The 25267-nt window shown below is 62.3% G+C and carries 22 protein-coding genes; 10 read left to right on the top strand and 12 right to left on the bottom strand.

Going from position 1 to position 25267, the window contains the following annotated elements:
- The first annotated feature begins 64 nt into the window (after window positions 1–64).
- The 7 genes from QCE49_RS18845 (at window position 65) to QCE49_RS18815 (ending at window position 9021) form a co-directional block, all read left to right on the top strand.
- Window positions 65–817, top strand: a complete 753-nt coding sequence (locus QCE49_RS18845; protein WP_250457880.1) for an IclR family transcriptional regulator — start codon at window positions 65–67, stop codon at window positions 815–817.
- Between the two features lie 122 nt (window positions 818–939).
- Window positions 940–1788 carry an IclR family transcriptional regulator gene (locus QCE49_RS18840; RefSeq protein ID WP_250437506.1) on the top strand — a complete coding sequence of 283 codons (849 nt, stop codon included), beginning with the start codon at window positions 940–942 and terminating at the stop codon, window positions 1786–1788.
- Window positions 1789–2093: 305 nt separating this feature from the next.
- Complete coding sequence (xsc, locus tag QCE49_RS18835) at window positions 2094–3860, top strand: sulfoacetaldehyde acetyltransferase (RefSeq protein ID WP_051078970.1); 1767 nt, start codon at window positions 2094–2096, stop codon at window positions 3858–3860.
- A gap of 65 nt (window positions 3861–3925) precedes the next feature.
- Window positions 3926–4939 (top strand): phosphate acetyltransferase, encoded by a 1014-nt coding sequence (gene pta / locus QCE49_RS18830; RefSeq protein WP_250457789.1) that lies wholly within the window; start codon window positions 3926–3928, stop codon window positions 4937–4939.
- 9 nt (window positions 4940–4948) lie between these two features.
- Complete coding sequence (locus tag QCE49_RS18825; RefSeq protein ID WP_250441603.1) at window positions 4949–5773, top strand: IclR family transcriptional regulator; 825 nt, start codon at window positions 4949–4951, stop codon at window positions 5771–5773.
- 218 nt (window positions 5774–5991) lie between these two features.
- The gene (locus QCE49_RS18820; protein ID WP_250457788.1) at window positions 5992–7665 is read left to right on the top strand and encodes a GMC family oxidoreductase; all 1674 of its coding nucleotides are present in this window, start codon (window positions 5992–5994) and stop codon (window positions 7663–7665) included.
- 42 nt (window positions 7666–7707) lie between these two features.
- On the top strand, window positions 7708–9021 hold the full coding sequence (locus tag QCE49_RS18815) for an MFS transporter (RefSeq protein WP_409017316.1): 1314 nt from the start codon (window positions 7708–7710) through the stop codon (window positions 9019–9021).
- A gap of 8 nt (window positions 9022–9029) precedes the next feature.
- Here QCE49_RS18815 and QCE49_RS18810 read toward each other — a convergent pair whose 3' ends face one another.
- The 4 genes from QCE49_RS18810 to QCE49_RS18795 all read right to left on the bottom strand — a co-directional run bounded on the left by QCE49_RS18810 (window position 9030) and on the right by QCE49_RS18795 (window position 11693).
- Window positions 9030–9263 carry a hypothetical protein gene (locus tag QCE49_RS18810; protein ID WP_250457786.1) on the bottom strand — a complete coding sequence of 78 codons (234 nt, stop codon included), beginning with the start codon at window positions 9261–9263 and terminating at the stop codon, window positions 9030–9032.
- A gap of 162 nt (window positions 9264–9425) precedes the next feature.
- On the bottom strand, window positions 9426–10052 hold the full coding sequence (locus QCE49_RS18805; RefSeq protein WP_250457785.1) for a dual specificity protein phosphatase family protein: 627 nt from the start codon (window positions 10050–10052) through the stop codon (window positions 9426–9428).
- Window positions 10045–10548 (bottom strand): hypothetical protein, encoded by a 504-nt coding sequence (locus QCE49_RS18800; RefSeq protein WP_250437516.1) that lies wholly within the window; start codon window positions 10546–10548, stop codon window positions 10045–10047. The genes QCE49_RS18805 and QCE49_RS18800 overlap by 8 nt, the downstream gene beginning before the upstream one ends.
- On the bottom strand, window positions 10545–11693 hold the full coding sequence (locus tag QCE49_RS18795) for an MGDG synthase family glycosyltransferase (protein WP_250441607.1): 1149 nt from the start codon (window positions 11691–11693) through the stop codon (window positions 10545–10547). Before QCE49_RS18795 ends, QCE49_RS18800 begins: the two co-directional genes overlap by 4 nt.
- A 299-nt stretch (window positions 11694–11992) precedes the next feature.
- Between QCE49_RS18795 and QCE49_RS18790 the strand changes: the two genes are divergently transcribed.
- Window positions 11993–13510: a PLP-dependent aminotransferase family protein gene (locus QCE49_RS18790; protein WP_008346070.1), complete on the top strand. Its 1518-nt coding sequence runs from the start codon at window positions 11993–11995 to the stop codon at window positions 13508–13510.
- A 10-nt stretch (window positions 13511–13520) separates the two neighbouring features.
- Here the strand turns inward: QCE49_RS18790 and QCE49_RS18785 are convergent, their stop codons facing one another.
- From QCE49_RS18785 to QCE49_RS18750, 8 genes are all read right to left on the bottom strand, one after another.
- Window positions 13521–14054, bottom strand: a complete 534-nt coding sequence (locus QCE49_RS18785) for a cytochrome b (protein WP_008346072.1) — start codon at window positions 14052–14054, stop codon at window positions 13521–13523.
- Window positions 14051–15112: a catalase family peroxidase gene (locus tag QCE49_RS18780; protein WP_008346074.1), complete on the bottom strand. Its 1062-nt coding sequence runs from the start codon at window positions 15110–15112 to the stop codon at window positions 14051–14053. The genes QCE49_RS18785 and QCE49_RS18780 overlap by 4 nt, the downstream gene beginning before the upstream one ends.
- A 165-nt stretch (window positions 15113–15277) precedes the next feature.
- Window positions 15278–16315, bottom strand: coding sequence for a hypothetical protein (locus QCE49_RS18775; RefSeq protein WP_008346076.1), 1038 nt, complete (start codon window positions 16313–16315; stop codon window positions 15278–15280).
- A 2-nt stretch (window positions 16316–16317) separates the two neighbouring features.
- Window positions 16318–17874, bottom strand: a complete 1557-nt coding sequence (locus tag QCE49_RS18770) for an MBOAT family protein (protein WP_250457783.1) — start codon at window positions 17872–17874, stop codon at window positions 16318–16320.
- Between the two features lie 195 nt (window positions 17875–18069).
- Window positions 18070–18399, bottom strand: coding sequence for a ribbon-helix-helix domain-containing protein (locus tag QCE49_RS18765; RefSeq protein ID WP_033536923.1), 330 nt, complete (start codon window positions 18397–18399; stop codon window positions 18070–18072).
- A gap of 90 nt (window positions 18400–18489) precedes the next feature.
- Entirely contained in the window at window positions 18490–20073 is a 1584-nt protein-coding gene (locus tag QCE49_RS18760; protein ID WP_008346081.1) for a GMC family oxidoreductase, read from the bottom strand.
- A 36-nt stretch (window positions 20074–20109) separates the two neighbouring features.
- Window positions 20110–20751 (bottom strand): twin-arginine translocation signal domain-containing protein, encoded by a 642-nt coding sequence (locus tag QCE49_RS18755; RefSeq protein ID WP_008346083.1) that lies wholly within the window; start codon window positions 20749–20751, stop codon window positions 20110–20112.
- A 73-nt stretch (window positions 20752–20824) separates the two neighbouring features.
- Complete coding sequence (locus QCE49_RS18750; protein WP_250457782.1) at window positions 20825–21223, bottom strand: VOC family protein; 399 nt, start codon at window positions 21221–21223, stop codon at window positions 20825–20827.
- Between the two features lie 304 nt (window positions 21224–21527).
- Here QCE49_RS18750 and QCE49_RS18745 point away from each other — a divergent pair, with 304 nt between their 5' ends.
- Together QCE49_RS18745 and QCE49_RS18740 are read left to right on the top strand one after the other, a co-directional pair.
- Window positions 21528–22814 carry an MFS transporter gene (locus QCE49_RS18745; protein ID WP_008346087.1) on the top strand — a complete coding sequence of 429 codons (1287 nt, stop codon included), beginning with the start codon at window positions 21528–21530 and terminating at the stop codon, window positions 22812–22814.
- A 24-nt stretch (window positions 22815–22838) separates the two neighbouring features.
- Window positions 22839–25253 (top strand): glycoside hydrolase family 31 protein, encoded by a 2415-nt coding sequence (locus QCE49_RS18740; RefSeq protein ID WP_250457781.1) that lies wholly within the window; start codon window positions 22839–22841, stop codon window positions 25251–25253.
- Window positions 25254–25267 lie beyond the last annotated feature (14 nt).

The raw sequence follows: 25267 nt of genomic DNA, 5'->3' as shown, positions 1-25267 counted from the left end.
TATGAGGCGGCGATCGGCACCTCATTTAAAATAATGTCGACAAATTGATATGGAAATCATGCCGATGGACAAGCCCGACACGCCCACGCTGCGCGCCTTCGCGCTGCTGGAATATCTGGTCCAGGCGGGCAACCCCGTGTCGCTGACGGACATGGCCGACGACATGGGTATGCCGAAGCCTTCGCTGCATCGCATGCTCGCGTCGCTCGAAGCGGGCGGACTCGTGATTCGCGAGCCCGGCGACCGAAACGCGTATGTCGTCGGCCCGCGTCTCGCGCAACTCGGTCTCAACCTGATGACGCACGCGGGCGCACGGCGTTTGCGTCATGCGATCCTCACCCGGCTCGTCTCCGATCTCGGCGAGACCTGCAATCTGACGATGCTGCATGAAAACGAAGTGCTGTATCTGGATCGCGTGGAAGCGCCGTGGCCGCTCAGGCTCGACCTCAAGCCCGGCTCGCATGTACCCGTCTGGTGCAGCGCGAGCGGCAAGCTGCTACTCGCGCTGCAACCGCGCGAGGAACGCAATGCGCTCGTGCGCGCGATGAAACTCGAGCGCTACACCGCAAACACGATCACCGACACGGAAATGCTGGAAGCGGAATTGGACCGCATCGCGAAGAAGGGCGTGGCGATCGACAACGAGGAGTTCGTGCAGGGCATCGTGTGCGCGGCCGCGCCCATCGCCGACGCGCACGGCACATGTATCGCGGCGATCGCCGTTCACGCGCCTGTGTCGCGCACGCCGCTCTCGCGCGCGCTGGAAATGGTGCCGCGTCTGAAGGAAGCCGCGGTGGAGTTGGGCAAGACATTCTGAAGGCCCGTTCCGGATCAGCCGTATAAAAAAACGCAACCGAGCGTTCTGAAAATTGTGGCGTCGCCGCCGCTTCCCGGCGTAAAGTAGTCGTAATCCGAAACCCACCGTTCCGTTTCCGATTCATGCGCGACGTCACACATCTCGATCCTTCCGAACACGCCGGCGATGAAGCACGGACGCTTCGCCCGCTTGCCGTGCTCGAACAACTGGCGGCCGCCGGCCACGCCTACACGCTGTCGCAACTGGCGGCGCGCGTACGCATTCCCAAGGCGACATTGCTCCGGCTGATCGATTCGCTCGAAGCGCAGGGCTATGTCACGCACATGCCCGACTCGCGCGGCACCGATCGCGGCATCGCGCTCGGGCCGCGCGCCGCCCAGCTTGCACTCGCCACGCTCGCCAACAATTCGTTCACGCGCGCATGCCGGTCGATCCTGCGCTCGCTCGTCGACGTGATCGGCGAAAGCTGCAATCTCACCGCGCTCGACGGCGATACCGTCCTTTACATCGAGCGCGTCGAAACGGCCGAGCCGCTGCGCTTGCACATGCAGGCCGGCATGCGCGTGCCGCTGCATTGCACGGCGAGCGGCAAGCTGTTTCTTTCGCAGATGCCGCTGGCCGAGCGCCGCCAGATTCTCGGACGCCTCACGCTCACCAAGAAGACGCATCGCACGCTGACTGACCGGTCGTTGCTCGAAGCCGAGCTCGACCGGCTCGCGGCGCGCGGGATCGGCATCGATAACGAGGAGTTCGTGCTCGGCATGGTCGCGGTCGCGGTGCCCATCACCGACCCCTCCACCGGGCGCGCGCTCGCGTGCCTCGCCGCGCATGCGCCGACCGCGCGCGCGAATCTGAACGATCTGCTGCAGGCGGTTCCGCAGTTGCGCGAAACCGCCGTGAAGCTCGCAACGCTCATCGATACGTCCGACGGACTGACGCTCATGACGCGTCAACGCCCCGCCGCACGCTGACTCCGCTTTTCGCCGAACTTCCCGCCGAACTTCCCGCCGAAGCCCGCCGCACGGGCATCGGCGGCGATTCGCCCTTCTTTTGAACGACTACATTCCGATTTTTTTAGAGACGAATCATTCCATTTATTCGAAAAACAGGTTGACCACGGAATCGGCCTGTCCTACGATGTCTTCACGATACGAATTCCGGAACCGAACGTTCCGTTTTATTTCACCCGGAGACATTCATGAGCGAGCACGACCAAGCACGTCCGTCCAAGACCACCCTCGCCGCCACCGGCGCGGCGCCCAGCGGTCCGCAGGCGATGACCCCGTCCGAAGCATTCGTCGAAACGCTCGCCGCCAATGGCGTGACCGAGATGTTCGGCATCATGGGTTCGGCATTCATGGACGCGATGGACATCTTCGCGCCCGCCGGCATCCGTCTCATTCCGGTCGTGCACGAGCAGGGCGCGGGTCATATGGCCGACGGCTATTCGCGCGTGTCCGGTCGTCACGGCGTCGTCATTGGTCAGAATGGTCCGGGCATCAGCAATGCGGTGACGGCCATCGCTGCGGCGTACTGGGCGCACAGCCCGGTCGTGATCGTCACGCCGGAAGCCGGCACGATGGGCATCGGCCTCGGCGGTTTCCAGGAAGCGAAGCAACTGCCGATGTTCCAGGAATTCACGAAGTATCAGGGCCACGTCACGCATCCGGCGCGGATGGCCGAATTCACCGCGCGCTGCTTCGATCGCGCGATGTCCGAAATGGGACCGACGCAGCTCAATATTCCGCGCGACTATTTTTACGGCCAGGTGAAGGTCGAGATTCCGAAGCCGCAGCGTCTCGATCGCGGCCCCGGTGGCGACCAGAGCCTGAACGAAGCGGCCGATCTGCTCGCGCAAGCGAAATTTCCCGTCATCATCTCGGGCGGCGGCGTGGTGATGTCCGATGCCATCGAAGAGTGCAAGGCGCTCGCCGAACGTCTGGGCGCGCCGGTCGTCAACAGCTATCTGCATAACGACTCGTTCCCGGCGAATCATCCGTTGTGGTGCGGCCCGCTCGGTTATCAAGGCTCGAAGGCGGCGATGAAGCTGCTCAGTCAGGCCGATGTCGTCATCGCGCTCGGTTCGCGCCTCGGACCGTTCGGCACGCTGCCGCAGCACGGTCTCGACTACTGGCCGAAGGAAGCGAAGGTCATCCAGATCGATGCGGATCACAAGATGCTCGGCCTCGTGAAGAAGATTTCCGTCGGCATTTGCGGCGATGCGAAGGCGACTGCCATCGCGCTCACGCAACGTCTCGCGGACCGCAAGCTCGATTGCGATGCGACGAAGGATGCCCGCGCGAAAACCATCGCTTCTGAAAAAGCCGCGTGGGAGAAGGAGCTCGACGAGTGGACGCACGAGCGCGATCCGTACAGCCTCGACATGATCGAAGAGCAGAAGGGCGAGAAGCCCTTCAGCGGCGGCCAATATCTGCATCCGCGTCAGGTGTTGCGCGAACTCGAAAAGGCGATGCCGGAAGACGTGATGGTCTCGACGGACATCGGCAACATCAACTCGGTTGCAAACAGCTATCTGCGCTTCAACAAACCGCGCAGCTTCTTCGCGGCGATGAGCTGGGGTAATTGCGGCTATGCGTTCCCGACGATCATCGGCGCGAAGGTCGCGGCGCCGCATCGTCCGGCCGTGTCGTATGCGGGCGATGGCGCCTGGGGCATGAGCCTGATGGAGACCATGACATGCGTGCGCCACAACATTCCGGTGACGGCCGTCGTCTTCCATAACCGTCAATGGGGCGCGGAGAAGAAGAATCAGGTGGACTTCTATAACCGCCGCTTCGTCGCGGGCGAGCTCGACAATCAAAGCTTCGCCGAGATCGCGAAGGCGATGGGCGCGGAAGGCATCGTCGTCGACAAGCTGGAGGATGTGGGCCCGGCGCTGAAGAAGGCCATCGATCTGCAGATGAATCATGGCAAGACGACGATCATCGAAATCATGTGCACGCGTGAGCTCGGCGATCCGTTCCGCCGCGATGCGCTCTCGAAGCCGGTACGCATGCTGGACAAGTACAAGGACTACGTCTAAGTCCTGCCTCACGCCGCTGCGCGCCCGCGCAGCGGCGCTTTCCGACCGACCATCGAGAACCCGCCATGAAAGCCATGCATCGCATCATCGATCAGGCTCGCGACCTGCCGATGCGCGTCGTCCTCTCCGAAGCCGAAGACACGCGCGTCCTTCAGGCGGCGCAACGCGCGCACAGGGAAGGTATCGCGCGCATCGTGCTCGCGGGTGCGAAAGCGCGCGCGTATCAGGTCGCGGATGGCGCGGGCATCGATCTCGAAGGCATCGAGGTGATCGATCCTTCTCAATCATCGCTTGGCGAGCGCTTTGCGGAAGAGCTTTTCGCGTTGCGCGAGAAAAAGGGCATGACGCCCGATCAGGCGCGCGCCGCCGTGCGCGATCCGCTGTGCTTCGCGAACCTCATGGTGCGTATGGGCGAGGCCGACGGATCGGTCTCCGGCGCGGTCAACACGACGGCGGATGTCGTGCGTAACGCGATTCAGATCATCGGCGTTCGGCCTTCATTCAAGCTCGTTTCCAGCTTCTTTCTGATGATGCTCTGCGAGCCCTTTCATACGATGAAAGGCGGCCTCGTCTTTTCCGATTGCGCGCTCGTCGTCGAGCCGAATGCGGAGCAACTCGCCGAAATCGCGATGGCCGCGGCCGACAGCGCACGCAGTCTTCTGATGGAAGACCCGCGCGTCGCGATGCTGTCGTTTTCGACGAGCGGCAGCGCGCATCATGCGGCCGTCGACAAGGTCATCGAAGCGACGCGGCGCGTGAAGGAAGCGCGCCCCGGCCTCGCCATCGATGGCGACGTGCAGCTCGACGCCGCGATCGTCGCCGAAATCGCGATGCGCAAGGTGCATCACTCGCAGATCGAAGGACACGCCAACACGCTGATCTTCCCGAGTCTGGAAGCGGGCAACATCGGCTACAAGCTCGCGGAGCGCATCGGCGGTGCGAAGGCTATCGGCCCGTTGTTGCAAGGGCTGGCGAAGCCCGCCAACGATCTGTCGCGCGGCTGCAGCGCGGACGATATCTTTCACGTAATCGCCGTGACTTGCGTGCAGGCGCGGGCAGCGCGGCATCACCCGGCGTGAGCGCGCATCATGGACACGCGAGCCGATACGGAAGCCTTCGCTCACCCTGAATCGACGGATAGCGCGCCGCTCGCCGAAAGCGCCGCGCGCAACGAAACGCCTACGCTGCGCGCATTCAGCGTGCTCGAACATCTGGTCGCGGCGAAGGGCGCGCTGTCGCTCGCGGAGCTGGCGAACATCATCGAGCAACCGAAGGCATCGCTGCATCGCATGTTGCAATCGCTCGAAGCGGGCGGCTTCGTCGCGCGCGAGCCGGGCCAGAAGAACGCTTACGTGATCGGCCCGCGCCTCGAACGGCTCGGCGTCGACGTGATGATGCACAGCGGCGCGCGGCGCCAGCGTCATGCGATTCTGGAGCGTCTCGTCGCCGATCTCGGCGAAACGTGCAACCTGAGCACGCTGCACGACACGCAAGTGCTTTATCTCGACCGCTGCGAATCGCCGTGGGCGCTGCGACTGGAGCTCAAGCCCGGATCGCATGTTCCCGCGCATTGCAGCGCGAGCGGCAAGCTGCTTCTTTCGATGATGCCGCGCGACGAACGCAGCGCGCTCGTTCGCGCGATGCGGCTCGAACGCTTCACGCCCAACACGCTCGACGATCCGAACCTGCTCGAAGCGGAACTGGATCGCATCGCGAACAAGGGCATCGCCGTCGATAACGAAGAGTTCGTGTTGGGCATCGCCTGCGTCGCCGTGCCGGTTTTCGACTCGCGCGGCAAGTGCATCGCGGCCATCGCCGTGCATGGGCCGGTCTCGCGCATGGCGCTGTCCCGTGCGCTGACGTTCGTGCCGCGCCTGCAGGAAGCCGCCGCCGAGCTCACGGCCACTTTCTGACGCGCCGCAGCATCGTTACTTCGGATGGCGAATCAATAAATCGCGGCTCAGGGACAACCCCAATCCCCCTTCCGCTTCTGAATCGGAATTCGCACTTTCCGTTTCACTTTCGCGAGCTTCCGCGCTTTTCTCTTGGCTTCCTTGCCCGCTTCTTCCACATTGAACGAAACGCAAGCGAAACGATTCGTTCCAAAAGAAGACCTCAGGAGACAGGTGTCATGCAGCAGGAAGTCGATTACGTCATCGTCGGTGCGGGCTCGGCAGGTTGCGTGCTCGCCAACCGTCTGAGCGCCGATCCGTCCAACACCGTGCTGCTGCTCGAAGCGGGCGGGCCCGATGCGAGCCCGTGGATTCATATCCCCGTCGGCTACTTCAAGACCATGCACGATCCCGAGCTCGACTGGTGCTATCGCACGGAACCGGACGATGCCGTCGCAGGACGCAGCATCGACTGGCCGCGCGGCAAGGTGCTGGGCGGCTGCAGTTCGCTCAACGGGCTGCTCTATGTGCGCGGTCAGCGCGAGGACTACGATCGCTGGGCCGAACTCGGCAACGCGGGATGGAGTTACAAGGACGTGCTGCCCTACTTCAGGAAATCGGAAGATCAGGAGCACGGCGCGAGCGAATATCACGGCGCGGGCGGGCCGTTGAAAGTATCGGATTTGCGCTTGCGCCGTCCGATCGCCGATCACTTCATCGCGGCGGCGCAGGAAATCGGCATCCCGTTCAACGAGGATTACAACGGCGCGACGCAAGAAGGCGTCGGCTATTTTCAGCAGACGGCCTACAAGGGCTTTCGTTGGAGCACCGCGAAGGGCTTTCTCAAGCCGGTGCGCGACCGGCGCAATCTTATCGTCGAGACGCGGGCGCAAACGCGCAGGGTACTGTGCAACGGCAAGGAAGCGGTCGGCATCGAGTACATGCATGAAGGCGTCGTGAAGAAAGTTCGCGCGCGTGTCGAAGTGATTCTCGCGGCTGGCGCGATCGGCTCGCCGCAGATTCTGCAGAACTCGGGCGTCGGGCCTTCGAGCGTGTTGAACGGCGCAGGCGTGCAAGTGAGGCACGAACTGCCGGGCGTGGGCCGGAATCTGCAGGATCATCTGCAAGTGCGGCTTGTGTTCAAGACGCGCGAGCGGACGTTGAACGACGAGGTCAACAATCCGCTGAAGAAAGCGCTCATCGGCTTGCAATACGTTATCTCGCGCACCGGACCGCTGACGCTCGCGGCGAGCCAGGTCGCGATCTTCACGCGTTCGTCGCCGGATGTCGCGCGTCCCGACATCCAGTTTCACATGCAACCACTTTCCGCCGACAAGCCCGGACAAGGCGCGCATCCGTTCTCGGCGTTCACGTCTTCGGTGTGTCAGTTGCGGCCGTACAGCCGCGGCAGCGTCGAGATTCGCTCGAACGATCCGCTGCAATATCCCGCGATTCATGCGAATTATCTTTCCGACGAACGCGATCGTCCCGTCGTGATCGGCGGCATCAAGGTGGCGCGACGCATCGCGGCGGCGCCTTCGCTCGCGAAGCACATCGTGTCGGAGTTCATTCCTGGTTCGGAGTATCGAACCGATGCCGATCTGCTCGACGTCGCGCGCAAGTTCAGTCAGTCGATCTATCACCCGGCGGGCACCTGCAAGATGGGCAACGATGCATCCGCGGTCGTCGATGAGCGCCTGAAGGTGCGCGGCATCGGACGACTGCGTGTGGTCGATGCGTCGATCATGCCGGAGCTCGTATCGGGCAACACGAATGCGCCTGTCATCATGATCGCGGAGAAGGCGGCCGACATGATTCTCGAAGACCAGCGCTATCAGCACGTCACGCATGTGGAAGACGTAACCCAGGTCGTTGCGGAAAAGCCCATGGCCCATGCAGGCCAAAGAGACTGAGCACAAGTCTCGAACCCATCACGGAGACAAACCATGAACGCACTGCCCCGAACCGATGGCAAACAGATGAGAAAGGTCGTCGTCGCAAGTCTGATCGGCGCGACGATCGAGTGGTACGACTTCTTTCTATACGGCGTGGTCGCCGGCATCGTCTTCAACAAGCTCTATTTTCCAGGCAGCGATCCGCTCATCTCGACGATGCTCGCTTACGGCACCTTCGCCGTCGGCTTTCTCAGCCGGCCGCTGGGCGGCGTGATCTTCGGGCACTTCGGCGACCGCGTCGGCAGAAAGAGCATGCTCGTGATGACGCTGACGATCATGGGCGTCGCGACGGTGTTGATCGGCATGGTGCCGACGTATGCGCAGATCGGCATATGGGCGCCATCGCTGCTGCTGTTTCTGCGCGTGCTGCAAGGCATCGGTCTCGGCGGCGAATGGGGCGGCGCCGTGCTGATGGCGTTCGAATACGCACCCGAGAACAAGCGCGGCTTCTATGCGAGCATTCCGCAGATCGGCCTCGCGCTCGGCTTGTGTCTGTCGTCGGGCGTCGTCGCGGGGCTCTCGCTCATGCTGACCGACGCGCAGTTCCTCGCGTGGGGCTGGCGTATCGCGTTCTTCCTGTCGTTCGCGCTTGTGCTCATCGGCATGTATATCCGCCTGAACGTGATGGAAACGCCGGAGTTCGCGCGCATCCAGAAGACGGGCAGCGAAGCGCGCATGCCGATCGTCGATGTCATCACGAAGTATCCCGGCAATACGCTTGCGGGCATGGGCGCACGCTGCATCGATGGCGTGTTCTTCAACGTGTTCGGCGTGTTTTCGATTTCTTATCTCACCGGCACGCTGCATCTGCAACGCACGGACGCGCTGCTCGGCGTAATGGTCGCCGCGTTCGTGATGATCTTCACGATTCCGTTCTTCGGACGGCTGTCGGATCGCGTTGGGCGTGCGCGCATTTACTTCTGGGGATCGCTTGCGACCGGGCTTTCCGCGTTCCTCGGCTTCTGGCTCATGAAGAATAGCGGCGGCAATACGATGCTCGCGTGGCTCGCGGTCGTGCTTCCGCTCGGCGTGGTTTATGCATCGATCTATGGTCCGGAAGCCGCGCTCTTCTCCGAACTCTTCGATGCGAAAGTGCGCTACTCGGGCATCTCGTTCGTGTATCAGTTCTCGGGGATCTTCGCGAGCGGCATCAGCCCGATCATCGCGACGTGGCTCTTGCAACGCAACGGCGGCGATCCGTGGATGATCGCGGGATACTGCCTCGCAGCGGGCATCGTCAGTGCGATGTCGGCGGCGTGGGTCGGGTTGCGGCAGAGAAGGGAGATGGCGTTTTCGGTGCGGGGCGCGAGTTGACTTGCAGCTCAGAAGAAGAGACTCATCAAAAACTTCACCGGCCTGAACGACACCGGCTCGGCGTGCTCGTCGAGCGAGAGCCGGGCGAAATAGACGGCGTATGCGGGCACTTCGCGCCAAATCGAATACGCGTCCATCGCCCTGACTTCACGCGAAAACGCACCCGGCAAGACCGTTGCGCCAAGGCTCTCGAACGCGAGCTGCGCTCGTGGAAGGTGGAAATAGCGAGCAAAGACCCGCACGATGACACTTCAAGGCGGTCTCGAGCCGCGCCGCGAGAATGGGCTTTGGCGTGCCGTCATCTTGGAGCGCATTTCGGAAGACCACGGCGACGTCGGCGCGTTCGAAAGGCACGGTGATACGTCGCAGGCAGATCAGCACCATGCGAATCATGGAGGCGCGCATCACGCGGGACTCCCCGCAACGCCAACCTGCCGCCTCAACCATTCGACATCGACGTGCTGCAGATAGCTTCTGATGTTTCCCCACACCGGATGAAATCCATAGCCGCCATGCAGCAACTCATCTTCGGCCTGTTGCCTGGTCCACCCTTGATACACCACGCGATACAGCGCCGATACCAGCCCCGTGCGATCCGCGCCATGCTGACAGTGAATGAGGATCGGACCATCGCGGTCGACATCGCGCAGCGCCTTGAGCGCGGCGATCATGTCCTCGTCCTCGATGTTCCATGTGTTGATACGGATGCGCTGCAGCGCGATGCCGCTGCCTTCGAGAACATCCTCATCGGAATGAAACGAACGGAAGCTGACGATCTTGCGGATACCCAGTGCGCGCAGTTGCACGATATCGGCCGCCGATATCTGCGCGCTCCGATAAAGCGAAGGCGTGATGCGATGAAGATTGTCGACGCCTGCGTACACGATCGGTTCGGCCCAGTTCAGCGGGCGTTCGACCGTCATGGATGCAGACGTGGCCGGAGCGGGCGCTGCCGCCATCTTCGACTGCAGGACGTATGCCGCAGCCATGAAGCCCGCGCCGTAAAACAAAATGCGGAAGACTTTATTCATGCGACGACCGCCCCGTGCCAGGCTCACGCGACAGATGAAACAACACGAGCGCTGCAATGCTCATGGTCCAGTAATCGGTTGGTGCGAACCCGATCCAGTGCTTGTGCCAGGGCACATGAAGCGCATCGAAGCGATCGATGCCGAACGCGGGATTGAGAACGAACCAGAGAAAGTCTTCGATCAGCCAGAACGTCATGACGCATGCGACGATGCGCGCCTCGATGCGCCATGACCATCGAGCGAAAAAGATCACGGGCAGATGAAAGAACAACGCGACGAATGGAAAGACCCACGCGTGATACCCCGTCATCGGTCTGCCGCCCCAGAAGATGTCGAGCAACCAGTGATGTTCGATGCGCCATGTCGGCAAGCTCGCGGCCCAACCTGCGTTGCCTTCGATCTGTATTTCGACGTTGGCGAACAAGAAGCCCAGCAGCGCGACCCAGCCGACGAGCGCGAGCGTGCGCCCGCCAGGCACGAGGGCACGTGCGTTCATGCCGCCACCTTTGTATCCGGATTGCCGAGCGCATCGCACACCGTATCCAGAACGAAACGTGCTGCATACGGACGCGAGAGCGGCGCGATTCGCTCGCGCATCGCATCGAGCCGGGCCGGATCGTCCAGCAGCGCGCGAACGCGATACTCCAGCGCCACTGCATCGACGGCTTTCAGCGCGACGCCGTGTTCGAGCAGGTAATCCGCATTGCGCTCTTCCTGCCCCGGGATCGGCGAGGTGACGATCATCGGCAGTTTCATTGCGAGGCACTCGGACGTGGTCAGCCCGCCGGGCTTCGTGATGACGAGATCGGAACACGCCATCAGGCGCTCGACGTTGGGCGTGAAGCCGGAAACGTGCAAACGTGCTGGATGGAACGCGCACAGTTTTCGCAACGCGGCGCGCATCGCTTCGTTGCGACCCGCCAAAGCGATCAACTGAAAATCGCCGTCCATGTTCAGCAGACGTTCGGCGAGTGCGTCGAGCGCGCCAAGACCTTCGCCGCCGGACATCATCAACAGAGTCATGCGCGCAGGGTCCAGGCCGCATTGCGCCGCGCACGCCGCGCGGTCGAGAGGCTCGCTGAAGGCAGGCATGACAGGTATCCCGCCGATGTGAACCGATGCCGATGAAACGCCGCGGTTCGTCATGCGCCAGGCGACTTCGTCGTTTGCGGCGAAATATCCCTGCATGCCCGGCACGACCCACATGCGATGAAGATCGAAGTCCGTGACTTGCACCCACACCGGCGTATGAATGTTGCCGAGACGACGTTCACGCGAAAGCAACTCGGCAGGCAGGAAATGCGTGCAAATGATCGCATCGGCGCGATGCCGCTCGATCTCCGTTATCAGCGCGCGGCAGTTGAGCCGCTCGACCGCGCGTCGAAGACGTTCGCCGAATGATCGTGGCGAAGCGTTGTCCGTCTTCTGATAGAGATAACTCCAGAGGGCCGGCTGGCGAGCGACCAGTTTGATGTAGAACTCTGCGTAAAGCGCCTTGAAACTTGCGGGAACGAAGTCCATGACATCGAGATGCACGGCTTCGACACTTGCGGGATGAGTCTTTGCATACGCGCACAGCGCCTCTGCTGCGCGAACGTGGCCGGCGCCCGCGCTCACGCTTAGAACAAGAACCTTGGGCATACTTATCGGAAAGCTCGATGGGGTGACTGTTCGATTCGGCTTGGAGATTGCGCCAGCGCGCCGCCGATATCGTCAATAGAACCAACTTACGAAGTCGTCATCCGTGAGAAAACGCAGGCGATTCTATTCAATCGTCGCGCCGCATCCGCTATCCGGGATCATTTTTTACTTCAGCGTCATCGCGCGAACGGATTCGCGGCTAACAGCTCGTCTGCCTTCGGGCTATTTTTCAACTGGCGCGACAGGCAAGCCCCACGTAATATCGACACATCCAATAAACGTTCCACAAGGAGACATGCATGCCCATCCGTCCTACCGCGATGCTTTGGGCGCAGCTCTTCGAGCGCTCGCGGGTCTCGGGGATGAGCCTGCAAAACCAGATCCGCCAGATGATCGTCAATGCGATTCTGAGCGGTCATATCGCGCCCGATTCCGCCTTGCCTTCGAGCCGCGAACTCGCCGATCAGCTCAACGTGTCGCGCAACACCGTCGTGCTCGCGTATCAGCAACTCGTCGAGGAAGGCTACCTCGTCTCGCGCGAACGCAGCGGCCATTTCGTGAATCCTGCGACCGACGAGTTGCAACGCGGCTTCACCGCAGCGGGCGTCGCGGAAACATCGAGCATCGAGACGCAGCAAGGTCATCCCGACTGGAGCGCGCGCATCCGGCACGCCCCGTCGCATCAACGCAATATCGTCAAGCCGTCGAACTGGCAGAGTTACGAATATCCCTTTATTTACGGGCAATTCGACACCGAACTCTTCCCGACGAGCGACTGGCGCGAGAGCTGCATGCACGGCTTGTCGGTGATGGAAATCCGCAACTGGGCGCCCGATCTCATCGAACGCGACGACGAAACGCTCGTCGAACAAATACGCACGCGCGTGCTGCCGCGTCGCGGTGTCTTCGCGATGCCCGAAGAGATCGTCGTCACGAACGGCTGCCAGCAGGCGCTCTATCTCATCGGCGCGTTGTTGTGCGGCACGCAGACGAAAGTCGGCATGGAGAACCCCGGCTATCCCGATGCGCGCAACATCTTCCAGCATCACAACGCGCAAATCGTGCCGCTCGAGGTGGACGGAGACGGCGCCGTCATCGACGATGAAAGCGTGATCGCGGCTTGCGATTACGTGTATGTCACGCCGAGCCATCAATGTCCGACGACCGTCACGATGCCCATCGAGCGGCGACGCAAGTTGCTCGACCTGTCGGTGAAGCATGATTTCATCGTCGTGGAGGATGACTACGAGAGCGAGAACACGTTCTCGGGCACGCCGCATCCCGCGTTGAAGAGCCTCGATACGGCAGAGCGCGTCGTCTATATCGGTTCGCTGTCGAAGACGCTCGCGCCAGGACTGCGGCTCGGTTATATCGTCGCGCCGCGCGAGCTGATACGCGAGCTGCGCGCGCTGCGCCGTCTGATGATTCGTCATCCGGCCGCGTACATCCAGCGCGCATTCGCGACCTTTCTCGCGCTCGGTCATCACGACACGCTATTGCGCAAGCTCGGGCGCGTCTACAAGGAACGCGCCGAAGTGCTGATGGATGCGCTCGCCACGCATCTGCCGGAATTGCGCGCATCGAACGTGACGGGCGGCGCTTCGTGCTGGGTCGAAGGTCCGCCGTGGCTCGACGCGACGCGTCTCGCGAAAGACGCGCAAGCGCTCGGCGTGCTCATCGAACCGGGCAGCGTGTTCTTCGCCGATCCCGCCGATGGTCAGCGATGCTTCCGCATGGGTTTTTCAGCGATACGCGCGGAGCTGATCGAGCCGGGCGTGCGGGCGCTCGCCCAAGTCGTGCAGCAGCGGCGCCCCTGAACGTGCGCGTCTATTTCCACGGCGCCATCGCGTGAAAGACGCCATCGCGACGCACGAGCGCATGAAACAGCGCCGCCGCGAGATGCACGACGATCAGCGCGAAGAAGCACAACGCGAGGAACCGATGCGCGTTCCAGAGCAGCGTGTGCAACGAATTGCTATGCGGTAAAAGTGACGGCAGGCGATAGCCGCCTATCACGACCGGATAATCCGCCGCCGACAACATGCCATAGCCGAGCAATGGCAGCGCGATCATCAACGCATAGAACGCATAGTGCGATAGATGCGCGGCGAGCTTCATCGGCTCGGGCATGTTCGCGGGCAGCGGCGGCGCACCGCGCGCGATTCGCACGGCGAGACGGATCAGCGCGAGCACGAGTATCGCGATGCCGAGCGGCTTGTGTATCGACACGAGCGTCAGATAGTCCGGCCTCACCGTCGACACCATGCCGACGCCGATGAACAGCATCGACAGAATGCAGATCGCCATGATCCAGTGCAGGGCGCGTTGCAGCGGCGAGAACCGCTCGTTGATCGCGTTCATTGCTGCGCTCCTTGCGAAGGCGTGTGCGGATAGGCCTTGTCCTCGGCGGTGCGTCGATTGAACGATACGGAATAGGCAGCCGAGCGCGCGGCAGGAAACGGATCGTCCGATACGCGCATGCCCGAGGGCAGCACGGTCGGATCGAAGTTGAGATCGCGGCAAGGACCGTCCGGCTCCGGTTCGATGGCTTTCACGACGAGCGTGCCCACTTCGACCGTATGCCGGTCTTCCGGCCACGCCTTGCTCGGGTCCGCGGTCGGATCGCCGGGATTCGCGACGGTGACGACCATCGCCCAGCGTTGCGGCGCGCCTTGCACGCGCTGCGTGATCTCGGCATCGAGAAAATTCGCGCCCTTCTGCTTCAATTCGTCCGGCGTCAGCGTCTCGGGCTTCGCGGCGGGAACGAAGGACCAGCGCACCGTCTGATCCTGTCCCTCCGCGTTCGTGAAGACGAAGCTGTTGAGGCTGTTGTAACGCTCGTCCGCATACGATGCCGTCCACGGCGCACTGCCGGCCCACGCGCCGAACGCAGCGATCTCCGGGTGCGCGGCGGCGAACTTCTGCATCGACTCGGGATCGCTCTTGTTCGCGAGCGCGCGTTGCAGGTCGAAAAAGGCCTGCGGTGTCGCAACGGGGAAGAACGGCGCATCGATCATCGCGGAGCGCCACTCGCTGCCGTCGGGCATCACGATGCGCAGGCTCAGGCCGCGCACGCGCGCCATCGCATCCGATGCTTTCGGGTCCGGCGTCGCGAGATTGAAGCGCCCCGTGACGGGATACGTACCCGGCATGAACATCCTTGCTTTGGAGATTGCCGCGCCCGAGCCGTTGGATTCGAAATCGCCGCTGAAGCAGATGCCCTTCGCATGATTGCGTCTGAAGCCCGGCACCGCGCCGCCCGGTGGCGCGAGGCTGCCCACGATCTTCGCCGGTGTGAGGCGATTCGGCGTGAGCCAGCCCGCCGTGTAGGCGAAGGCCGCGACCAGCACGGCGACGATGGCCGCGATGAGGATCAGCGCGGGAAGAGGCGAACGCGGGGAAGCGGATTTGTCAGGCATCGTAGTCTCTCGATCAACGATTCTGTTGCACGGTAATCTAGCAGCGTGACGGAAATCGTGCCAGCAACGCGCAAAATTCGCAGATACCCCCGCTTCGCATTGTCTCCTGGTTCGAAATGGAAGGAAGTTATGGCCTGCCGATAGCCGCTCGCGACAACTTCGCGTTCATCGCAAGTCGAGCCATTGCTTCAATGCGGGATGGCTTTTGATCGAGTCTTCGAGCAATCCGGTTCTCAATGTCCTGCCTTCGGTGTTCATGTGGAGGTCGGTGTTCAGAAACAGTTTGCGGTTGAAAAGAAGCTGGTTCCGGTCGTCGAGCACGGTTCCGAGCGGAGAAATGGCGCTGGCGAATTGCTTCGATGCCTCTTCGACCCGATCCGCGCGCGTCGTGCTCGTCTGCACATAGGGCGTATTGGCGAAGTAGACCGACACGCCCTTGTCGTGCATCGCATGGACGAATCGCTTCAGCACGAGAAAGCTATCCGGACAGATTTCCGTTTCCTGTTCCGCCGATTCCGGACGTCCCGTGTAATTCGAGCCATCGATCTGCTGCATGTTGCCCAGGCCGTCGAGGTGATACGCGGAATAGGCGAATGATGTCGGCGGCGGCGCATCGATGAATCTCGTCACGATTTCCTGATCGTGAAATGCGCGAAGCCTGTCTTCGATGGATTTCGGAAACCATGTCTCGCGAATTCGAGCCTGCGCGAGTTCGAAGATGAGTCCAGGACCCATCGATGTAATTGCGTCCAGCCGCCGGAATATCGACCACGTCCGCCAGCGGTCGTGATCCCAGGCGATGGCGTTTCGCGCTCTCCAGGTGGCATTCTCCTTGTTGGCATCGTCGCAATAGTATTCGCGCTCCAGTGCGAGAATCACGGTGTCGTCGTTCTCGGCGACGGACGTCACTTCGCCAAGGATTTCATCGAGCGCGAGTCCCGCGTGAAATCCGTAATTCAAAACCGGAATGCCGAGATCCTTGCTCAGTTGCGTCGTGTCCACGCTGAAAAGCACGTTCGATCCGGCCGCTACGATCAGCTTTCGCTGTCCCTTGTAATGCTGCGCGATGCTCCGCTTCACGACCGTCATTTCCCGTACCCAATACTCGCCGGCAATTGGCGCGGGCGCGAGCATCAATGCCGCCGAGAACCAGGCGATCGCGATAATGGCCAGCGACGTCGCGAAGATTTTCAAGTACGTCATGGTCAGAACTCGAAATAGAGAAACTCCGATGGACCCGCTGATCCAATAGCCAGAACCACGACGAAAAAGAGCAACGCCGAAAGACTTGCGGCCAATAACGTGGCGTCGACCCGGCGCGGCAATATCCGGTTCCGGACGCGCGTGAATGAAAGTTCAGCCGACCTGTAGCGCTCCAGCAAACGCTGCAGGTTCGGAAATCCCCACACGAGAACGAAGCCGAACAGCAGCGTGACGAACACCATCGACGGAATGCCGACGGATGGCAGAAAGCCGTCGAAACGCAGCTTCGAACCGAGAACGGGAACGATATGCCGTTCCAAAGACGCGGGTAGCGAAACACCGTGAAAACCCGCCATGCCCGCGAGCATGTTCCAGGCGGTCTGAAAGTTCTCGGCCCTGAAGAAAACCCATCCCACGACGACGGCTAAAAAGGTCAGCGCTACGCCTGCGATTCGCGCGAACCGGCTCGAACCATCTATTCCCAGACGCGGAGACACGGCGCGCCAGCCGTGATTCACGATCAGATACGCGCCATGCAATCCGCCCCACGCGATGAACGTCCATCCGGCGCCGTGCCACAAGCCGCCCAATAGCATCGTTATCATCAGATTGACGTAGCGGCGCAGCGGGCCGCCGTGTTTGCTTCCGCCGAGCGGTATATACAGGTAATCCCGCAGAAACGCGGATAACGTCATGTGCCAGCGCCGCCAGAAGTCGATGATGCTGGCCGCCTTATAGGGCGAATCGAAATTGATCGGAAGTTTGACGTTGAAGAGCAGTGAGATGCCCACGGCCATATCGCAATAGCCGGAAAAGTCGAAATACAACTGGAGCGTGTACGCGAGCGCGCCCGTCCAGGCTTCGAAAAAAGTCAGCGGCACGCCCGCACTCGCCGCGCTGAAAAGCGGCACGGCGCCTTTGGCTAGCGTGTCTGCAATCAGAACTTTCTTCGCGAGACCCAGCACGAAAACCGTCAATCCGGCGGATATGTTCTCCGGATTCATCCGGAAGGTTTTCGGATTGCCGAACTGCGGCATCATCTGACTGTGATGCAGCACCGGTCCTGCGATCAGATGCGGGAAATACGTGACGAACAGTAAGTAGTTGACGAAGTTATATTCGCGCGCGATGCCGCGATAGACATCGACGAGAAAGGCGATCTGCGTGAACGTAAAGAACGAGATTCCCAACGGCAGAATGATGTCGAGCGCCGCAAGATTCATCCCCAGCAGATGATTCGATGAATCGATGAGAAAGTTGGCGTATTTATAGTAGCCGAGCAGACCCAGATCGATTGTTATGGCGCCGATAAGAATCAGCTTCGGATGGCCGCTTTTCCTTTCGCTTTCCCTGCCGATCCACCACGCGGCGGCATAGTTGAACAGGATGGAACCGAGCAAGAGCACGACAAAGCGTGGCGTCCATATTGCATAAAACCAAAGCGACGCCAGCCCGAGCCAGAGCGCAGCGAGCCGATGGCTATAGCGCCCGAGCAGAAACGCGCCGACGAAAACCACGGGAAGAAACGCGAAGATGAACGAATAGGAATTGAAAAGCATGCTCGAGACTCCGCGGCAAACGGCGTCCGGGCGTGCATCACCGCGGATGCGTCGTCGTTCGTTGTCGGTCGAACAGGATGCTAGATGCTGAATGGGACGGCGGGCGGCGCTTGGCCGATGTCACCATCGCTTTGGCTGACGGAAAGGGGCACGCCGAAGCCCGGCGCGCTCGCGTTCAATGAGGAATGCGTCGAACTAGCCCGCTTTCAGCACACGCAGGGCCACCGCGCCCGCCGCCTCGCCTTCGGCCGCCTGCTTCGCCTCGCGCATCGACAGATAGCGCAAACAGCACACGCGCAGAAACGACGCGAAGTTGGTCGGCGCTTCGCCGCGCAGCGCGATCAGTTCGTCGTAGAGCTTGACGGCGAACTGGCTCGTCGTGAGATTTTCGCGCCCGGCGATTTCGTGCAGCACGTCCCAGAAGAGATTTTCGAGCCGGACGGTAGTGATCACACCATGAATGCGCAGCGAACGCGTGCGCGATTCATAGAGGATCGGATCGGCGTTGATGTACACCCGACACATGACGTTGATCTCCAGGAAACGGGCCGCCATGCTCGTCGCACGACGGCCGACCGAACAAACTACTCCGCTACGCAATCACCGGCAATCACGTCAAACCCTGCGCTGCTTCATCTGGCCGGCGATGTAGTCGGCCTGACGGATCGCCAGCGTGACGATCGTGAGCGTCGGGTTTTCCGCCGCGCCCGTCGTGAACTGGCTGCCATCGGAGATGAACAGGTTCGCCACTTCGTGCGTCTGGCCATGCGAATTGCAGACGCCGTCGGCGGCTTTCGCGCTCATGCGCGCGGTGCCGAGATTGTGCGTCGACGGATACGGCGGCACGAGATACGTCGCCTTCGCGCCCGCCGCTTCGTACACCGCGCTGCCCTGCTTGTACGCGTGCTGGCGCATCGCTTCGTCATTCGGATGATCGTCGAAGTGGACGTTCGGCACCGGCAAGCCGTACTGATCCTTCACGTCGGTGTTGAGCGTGATGCGGTTCTGTTCGCGCGGCATGTCCTCGCCGACGATCCACATGCCCGCCGTGTACTGATACTGATCCATCGCCGCCGCGAAGTTCGGCCCCCACGAGCCGGGGTCGAGAAACGCCGCATAGAAGGGCAGCCCGAGCGAAAGCGTCTCCATGTGATAGCCGCCCGCGAAGCCGCGCTTCGGATCGAACACGGATTCATCCTCGATGATGCCGGCCATCGTCGTGCCCTTGAACATCTCGACCTTGTCGTTGAACACGCCGTAGACCGAGCCTGTCGTGTGCCGCATGTAGTTGCGGCCGACCTGGCCCGAGCCGTTCGCGAGGCCATCGGGGAACTTGCTGGACTGCGAGTTGAGCAGGAGCCGCGGCGTCTCGATCGCATTGCCCGCCACCGCGACGACGCGCGCCCTCTGCCGTTGCAGCTTGCCGTCCTTGTCGTAATAGACGACGCCCGTCGCCTTGCCGCGCGCATCGTGCTCGATCTTCACGACATGCGATTGCGGGCGCAATTCCATGCGGCCCGTCGCCTGCGCGCGCGGCAGTTCGGTATAGAGCGTCGACCACTTCGCGCCCATGCGGCAGCCCTGAAAGCAGAAGCCGCGCTGAAAGCAGTGCGTGCGATCGTCGCGGACCGTGCTGTTGATCGCCATATGGCCGGTGTTGCACTCCTTGTAGCCGAGCTTCGCCGCGCCCGCCGACATCACTTTGAAGTTGTTGTTGCCCGGCAGGCCCGGATTGCCGTTCGTGCGCGTGACGCCCATCTTCTTTTCGGCGCGGTCGTAGTAGGGATCGAGCTCCGCGCGCGTCACCGGCCAGTCGAGCAGATTGGCGCCCTGCACGTCGCCGTAAGTCGTCTTGGCCTTGAACTCGTGCGGCTGAATGCGCAGGCTCGCGCCCGCCCAGTGGACCGTCGTGCCGCCCACGGTCTTGCAGATCCACGCGGGCAGGTTGGGGAAATCTTTCGCGACGCGCCAGTTGCCCGATGTCGTGCGATTGTCGAGCCATGAAAGCTGCTTGAACGCGCTCCACTCTTCCGTCGCGAAATCGCCTTGCGTGTGCATCGCGCCTGCTTCGAGCACGACCACGTCGACGCCCTTCTGCGCGAGTTCGTTGGCGAGCGTCCCGCCGCCCGCGCCCGATCCGATGATCACCACGACGTGATCGTCGTTGTGCCTGAACTGCACCTTGTTGTCCGTGTACATGTCTGTCTCCGTTTTCCGTCGGATCGCTCGAATGGGTTAGCTGTCTTTCGGAATCGGACCGCTGTTCGCGAGAGGCGGATCGGGCAGCCATGACAGGTTGTTGAAACCCTGATAGAGATAGCCGCCATCGCCCTTCGATGCGCCATAGCCGAAGTGCTGATACGCCAGCGCGTTGCTGTACAGGGACACGACGGCCGTGCTGCGTACGGTGTTGAAGAACGGCGTGCCCGCGAGCGCGGCGACGTCCTGCGCCTTGTCGTTCGCGCCGCGCCTCGTCCAGTCGGAGCCGGCTTTGGCGTCGAGCTGCGCGACGCCGTCGGCGAGTTGCTGGCGCACGGCGGGATCGGCTTTCGCCTTGGCGTCGAGATCCTTGACGACGAGCGCGTAGACGGCGTCATCGAGTGTTGCGTGCGGATAGATCTGTCGCGTGACTTGCAGCAGCACTTCGCCCTGATGCGTGTCGAGCCCCTGCATTTCGAGCGCCCAGACGCGGCTCGGCGCGAGGCTCGCGAAGATCGAGGTCGCCGCGATGGTGCCGACCAGCACGCCGGTGCCGCGCAGAAATTCGCGTCGCGTCAGTGCGATGTTCGGTGGCGCGGCGATGTCGTCGTGGTCGTGATGCTCTTCACCGTCGTGCGCGCGCCGCTGCGCGACGATCGGGATGATCGTGTCTCGCATGTCTCTCTCCTTGTGGGGCACTGCAACAACTTATTTATGTGTGTGGTCCCGCGTGATGCCGCTGACTATCTGACTATTCGTAATGTCCATGCCGTTCGAGAACTTCGATCTTGTAGCCGTCCGGATCCTGAATGAAGAAGTAACGCGCGATGAGCGAGCCGTCGTCGTTCTTGAATTCGCGCACGTCGTTGGGTGAGAGACCGAGGCCGATCAGACGCTCGCGCTCCGCCTTCGCATCCGGCACGCTCACCGCGACGTGGCCGTAGCCGTCGCCATGTGTGTATGGCTCGGCGCGTCCCTTGTTCCAGGTGAGTTCGAGCTCGGCGTTGGTTTCGTCGTTGCGCAGATAGGCGAGCGTGAAGTCCGGAAAGTCCAGCCGGTGCGCGACGCCGAGATCGAAAGCCTTCTCGTAGAAATCGAGCGAGCGTTGCAGGTCTCGCACGCGAATCATCGTGTGAATGAGCTTTGACATGAGCGCCTCCCCCTTTTTAGTGAAGTTTAGGAAGCCGCGCGCGCAAAGGGTAATGGCCGGTTAAATCGGGCGTAGGCGTTTGCCCGGGGCTTGCGCATTGGCTCGACGCCACATGATCGCAAACGAACATTCGATCGATGAAACGAAACTATTTGTCGCAATTGAGATAAATTTCGGTCGCCGAGAGTAGGATTGAACCGGCTTTTCGATGTCGAACGTTCGAATTCGATCATCGCGATAGCCGAACAGAAAGGGCACGGCGCGCCGCCGCTCATCGCCCGTCGAGAACAACGGAGACTCAATCTTGAAAACAGTCATCGGCTTGCGCTGGTGGATCATCGCGCTCGTCTGCGCGGGCACGATCGTCAACTATCTTTCGCGCAACGCGCTCGGCGTCATGGCCGCCGAGCTGAAAACGCTCATGAACATGAGCACGCAGCAGTATTCCTATGTCGTCGCCGCGTTTCAGGTCGGCTATACGATCATGCAGCCGGTGTGCGGACTCATCATCGATGTAATCGGGCTGCGGCTCGGCTTCGCGCTGTTCGCGTGCCTCTGGTCCGCGACCGGCATGGCGCACGCGCTCGCCGGCGGCTGGGTGTCGCTCGCGGCGCTGCGCGGACTCATGGGCCTCTCGGAAGCCGTCGCGATTCCGGCGGGGATGAAGGTCGTCGCAGAATGGTTTCCGAATCGCGAGAAGTCGGTCGCGGTCGGCTACTTCAACGCCGGCACGTCGCTCGGCTCGCTGTTCGCGCCGCCGCTCGTCGTCTTTCTTTCGCTGCGCTACGGATGGCAAAGCGCGTTCGTCGTGACCGGCGCGATGGGCTTCGTTTGGGCCGCGTTCTGGTACTGGCTGTATCGCGGGCCGCGCGAGCATCCGAAGATTGGCGAGCAGGAGAAGAACGCGATCATCGAAGGGCAAACGCCCGTGACGAACCGCCCGGGCGAGCAACGCCGCATCCGCGAAGTGCTCGGCACGCGCCGCTTTTGGGCCATCGCGCAGGCGCGCTTTTTCGCCGAACCCGCGTGGCAAACCTTCAGCTTCTGGATTCCGCTCTATCTCGCGACCGAGCGTCACATGGATCTCAAGCAGATCGCCATGTTCGCGTGGCTGCCGTTTCTCGCCGCCGATCTCGGCGGGCTGTTCGGCGGCTATCTTTCGCCGTTTCTGATGAAGCGTTTCCGCGTGCCGCTCATCGCGTCGCGCATCGCGGGCGTCGTGCTCGGCGCGTTCATGATGATCGGGCCCGCGTGCATCGGGCTCGTCGCGTCGCCGTATGAAGCCATCGCGCTGTTCTGCGTCGGCGGCTTCGCGCATCAGATGATCTCGGCGCTCGTCAACACGCTCGCCGCCGATGTCTTCGAGCCCGGCGAAGTCGGCACCGCCGCGGGCTTCGCGGGCATGGCGGCGTGGATCGGCGGACTGGGCTTTTCGCTCGTCGTCGGCGCGCTCGCGGATTCGGTGGGCTTCACGCCGCTCTTCGCCGCGCTCGGCGCGTTCGACCTGATCGGCGCGGCGCTGCTCGTCGTGCTGATGCGCGGCGTGACGAGCGACGCGAATCCGCCCGGCGCGGCGCATCGGGCCGCCTGAGATCGAATGAACGGGAGACACATCATGGCCAACTTGAAGAATCGTCCGCGTTTCGCGATTTCGGAGCGAACGGACAACCGCGTCGCGCTGAGTTCCGCCGATGGCGCGCGCATCGAACTGTTCGTCCTCGCCGATGACATCATCCGCGTGCTGGTCTTGCCGCACGGCGAGCTGCGCGGGCCGCGCACCTGGGCAATCGCGCCCGGACAGGACGACGTGCCGCTCGAAGGACGCGACCGCTACGATACGAGCGGCTTCGCGAGCGCACCGTTCACGATGTCGGACGATGAGCAACACGTCGTCATCGAGACAGCGATGATCCGCTTGACGATTGCGCTCGACGGCGGCTTCTGCTCGTGGCAAATCGTGCGCGACCGCCAGTGGCATCACGTCATGAACGATCGCAAGACGCAGGCGTACAACTTCGGCTGGTGGGACGAGCGCGTGTATCACTACATCGCGCGCAAGCCGGGCGAAATGTACGTGGGACTCGGCGAACGCGCGGGTTCGCTCGACCGCGCGAATCAAAGCTACGAGATGCGCAACGTCGATGCGATGGGCTACAACGCCCGCACGACCGATCCGCTCTACAAGCACATTCCGTTCTACGTGACGTGGCAGCCGGAGACATCGACGGGCTTCGGTCTCTTCTACGACACGCTCGCCGATTGCCGCTTCGACATGGGCCGCGAGCTCGACAACTATCACGGGCACTATCGGCACTTCATCGCGGAGCACGGCGATCTCGACTATTACTTCATCGCGTCGCCCGACACGCCGCTTCACGCCGTGCGCCGCTTTACATGGCTGACGGGTCGTCCCGCGTGGATGCCGAAGTGGGGCCTCGGCTACTCCGGCTCGACGATGAGCTACACCGACGCCCCCGACGCGCAAAAGCGCATGGCCGAATTCATCGACCGATGCCGCGAGCACGACATCCTGTGCGATTCGTTCCATCTTTCGTCGGGCTATACGTCGATTGGCGGCAAGCGCTACGTGTTCAACTGGAATCGCGACAAGTTTCCCGATATCGACGGTTTCGTGACGAGCTATCTGCGCGAAGGCGTGCGGCTGTGTCCGAACATCAAGCCGTGTCTGCTGCGGGATCACCCGCTGTTCGATTCCGTCGCCGATGCCGGTCTCCTGATCGAAACGCGCGACGGCGAACCGGCGTGGGTGCAGTTCTGGGACGAAGTCGGCGCGTATCTCGACTTCACGAATCCGCGGACCATCGACTGGTGGAAAGCGCGCGTGAAGGAAAGCCTGCTCGCGCACGGCATCGCCGCGACGTGGAACGACAACAACGAGTTCGAAATCTGGAGCGCGGATGCAATCGCGCGCGGCTTCGGCGAGCCGTTTCCGGCGCGCGAGGCCAAGGTCCTGCAGACGCAACTGATGATGCGCGCCTCGCGCGACGCGCAGCGCGAACATGCGCCCGGCGTGCGGCCGTTTCTCGTATCGCGCTCGGGCGGCGTCGGCATGCATCGATATGTGCAGACGTGGTCGGGCGACAACTACACGTCGTGGGACACGCTGCGCTTCAATCTCAAGATGGGCCTCGGTCTCGCGATGTCGGGCGTGTCGAACAGCGGACATGACATCGGCGGCTTCGCGGGGCCCGCGCCGGATCCTGAACTGCTGTCGCGCTGGGTCGCGTTCGGCATCTTTCTGCCGCGCTTTTCCATCCACTCATGGAACGACGACGGCACCGTCAACGAGCCTTGGATGTATCCGCAAACTACCAATCTCATCGCCGGTCTCATCAAGCTGCGTTACCGGCTGATTCCGTACCTGTACCAACTGCTCTGGCGATCGCATCGCGCGTACGAACCGGTGCTCCGTCCGATGTTCGCCGAATTCCCCGACGATCCGCTCTGCCTCGAAGACGGCGACGACATGATGCTCGGCTCGTCGCTGCTCGTCGCGCCGGTCGTCGAGGCGGCGCAAAGCGAGCGACGCATCCATCTGCCGAAGGGCGCGCGCTGGTCGTCCTACTGGAGCGGCGAAGTCTTCGACGGCGGCCAAACGGTCACGCTGCCCGCGCCGCACGATCGCCCTGTCATGCTGATCCGCGAAGGCCATGTGATTCCGCTGAACATCGCGGAGCAGCACTTCGCGCGTCCCGCCGATGAACGCGCGTTCATCGCGTTGCCTTGCGCGGGCGCCGGCGTCGCGCGCGGCGATTGCATCGAAGACGACGGCGAATCTGAAGCGTGGCGCGACGGCGTGCACGGGCGCTGGCGCGTCGTCATCGAAAGCGATGCGCGAAGCCTGCGCATCGCGATAGAACGCCACGGCGCGATGCCGCGCGTGCAGAACGAAGTCCGCGTGAGCGTGCCCGCATCGGATACGCGCGTCGCGACCTGCGCGACGGGCGAGCTGGCCGGCGAGCGCATCGCGGACGGCTGGCGTCATATCACGCTGCGTCTTGCAGACTGAGCCTCAACACTTCA

The sequence above is a fragment of the Caballeronia sp. LZ008 genome (assembly GCF_031451435.1).
GTDB lineage: Bacteria > Pseudomonadota > Gammaproteobacteria > Burkholderiales > Burkholderiaceae > Caballeronia > Caballeronia zhejiangensis.
The sequence above is the reverse complement of the archived record's forward strand: the minus strand, read 5'-3'. Positions and strand labels throughout refer to the sequence as shown.

Coding starts and splice junctions, on each gene's coding strand:
- QCE49_RS18845 (WP_250457880.1), top strand. CDS start 65: ATGGACAAGCCCGACACGCCCACGCTGCGCGCCTTCGCGCTGCTGGAA.
- QCE49_RS18840 (WP_250437506.1), top strand. CDS start 940: ATGCGCGACGTCACACATCTCGATCCTTCCGAACACGCCGGCGATGAA.
- xsc (WP_051078970.1), top strand. CDS start 2,094: ATGACCCCGTCCGAAGCATTCGTCGAAACGCTCGCCGCCAATGGCGTG.
- pta (WP_250457789.1), top strand. CDS start 3,926: ATGAAAGCCATGCATCGCATCATCGATCAGGCTCGCGACCTGCCGATG.
- QCE49_RS18825 (WP_250441603.1), top strand. CDS start 4,949: ATGGACACGCGAGCCGATACGGAAGCCTTCGCTCACCCTGAATCGACG.
- QCE49_RS18820 (WP_250457788.1), top strand. CDS start 5,992: ATGCAGCAGGAAGTCGATTACGTCATCGTCGGTGCGGGCTCGGCAGGT.
- QCE49_RS18805 (WP_250457785.1), bottom strand. CDS start 10,052: ATGAATAAAGTCTTCCGCATTTTGTTTTACGGCGCGGGCTTCATGGCT.
- QCE49_RS18800 (WP_250437516.1), bottom strand. CDS start 10,548: ATGAACGCACGTGCCCTCGTGCCTGGCGGGCGCACGCTCGCGCTCGTC.
- QCE49_RS18795 (WP_250441607.1), bottom strand. CDS start 11,693: ATGCCCAAGGTTCTTGTTCTAAGCGTGAGCGCGGGCGCCGGCCACGTT.
- QCE49_RS18790 (WP_008346070.1), top strand. CDS start 11,993: ATGCCCATCCGTCCTACCGCGATGCTTTGGGCGCAGCTCTTCGAGCGC.
- QCE49_RS18785 (WP_008346072.1), bottom strand. CDS start 14,054: ATGAACGCGATCAACGAGCGGTTCTCGCCGCTGCAACGCGCCCTGCAC.
- QCE49_RS18780 (WP_008346074.1), bottom strand. CDS start 15,112: ATGCCTGACAAATCCGCTTCCCCGCGTTCGCCTCTTCCCGCGCTGATC.
- QCE49_RS18775 (WP_008346076.1), bottom strand. CDS start 16,315: ATGACGTACTTGAAAATCTTCGCGACGTCGCTGGCCATTATCGCGATC.
- QCE49_RS18770 (WP_250457783.1), bottom strand. CDS start 17,874: ATGCTTTTCAATTCCTATTCGTTCATCTTCGCGTTTCTTCCCGTGGTT.
- QCE49_RS18765 (WP_033536923.1), bottom strand. CDS start 18,399: ATGTGTCGGGTGTACATCAACGCCGATCCGATCCTCTATGAATCGCGC.
- QCE49_RS18760 (WP_008346081.1), bottom strand. CDS start 20,073: ATGTACACGGACAACAAGGTGCAGTTCAGGCACAACGACGATCACGTC.
- QCE49_RS18755 (WP_008346083.1), bottom strand. CDS start 20,751: ATGCGAGACACGATCATCCCGATCGTCGCGCAGCGGCGCGCGCACGAC.
- QCE49_RS18750 (WP_250457782.1), bottom strand. CDS start 21,223: ATGTCAAAGCTCATTCACACGATGATTCGCGTGCGAGACCTGCAACGC.
- QCE49_RS18740 (WP_250457781.1), top strand. CDS start 22,839: ATGGCCAACTTGAAGAATCGTCCGCGTTTCGCGATTTCGGAGCGAACG.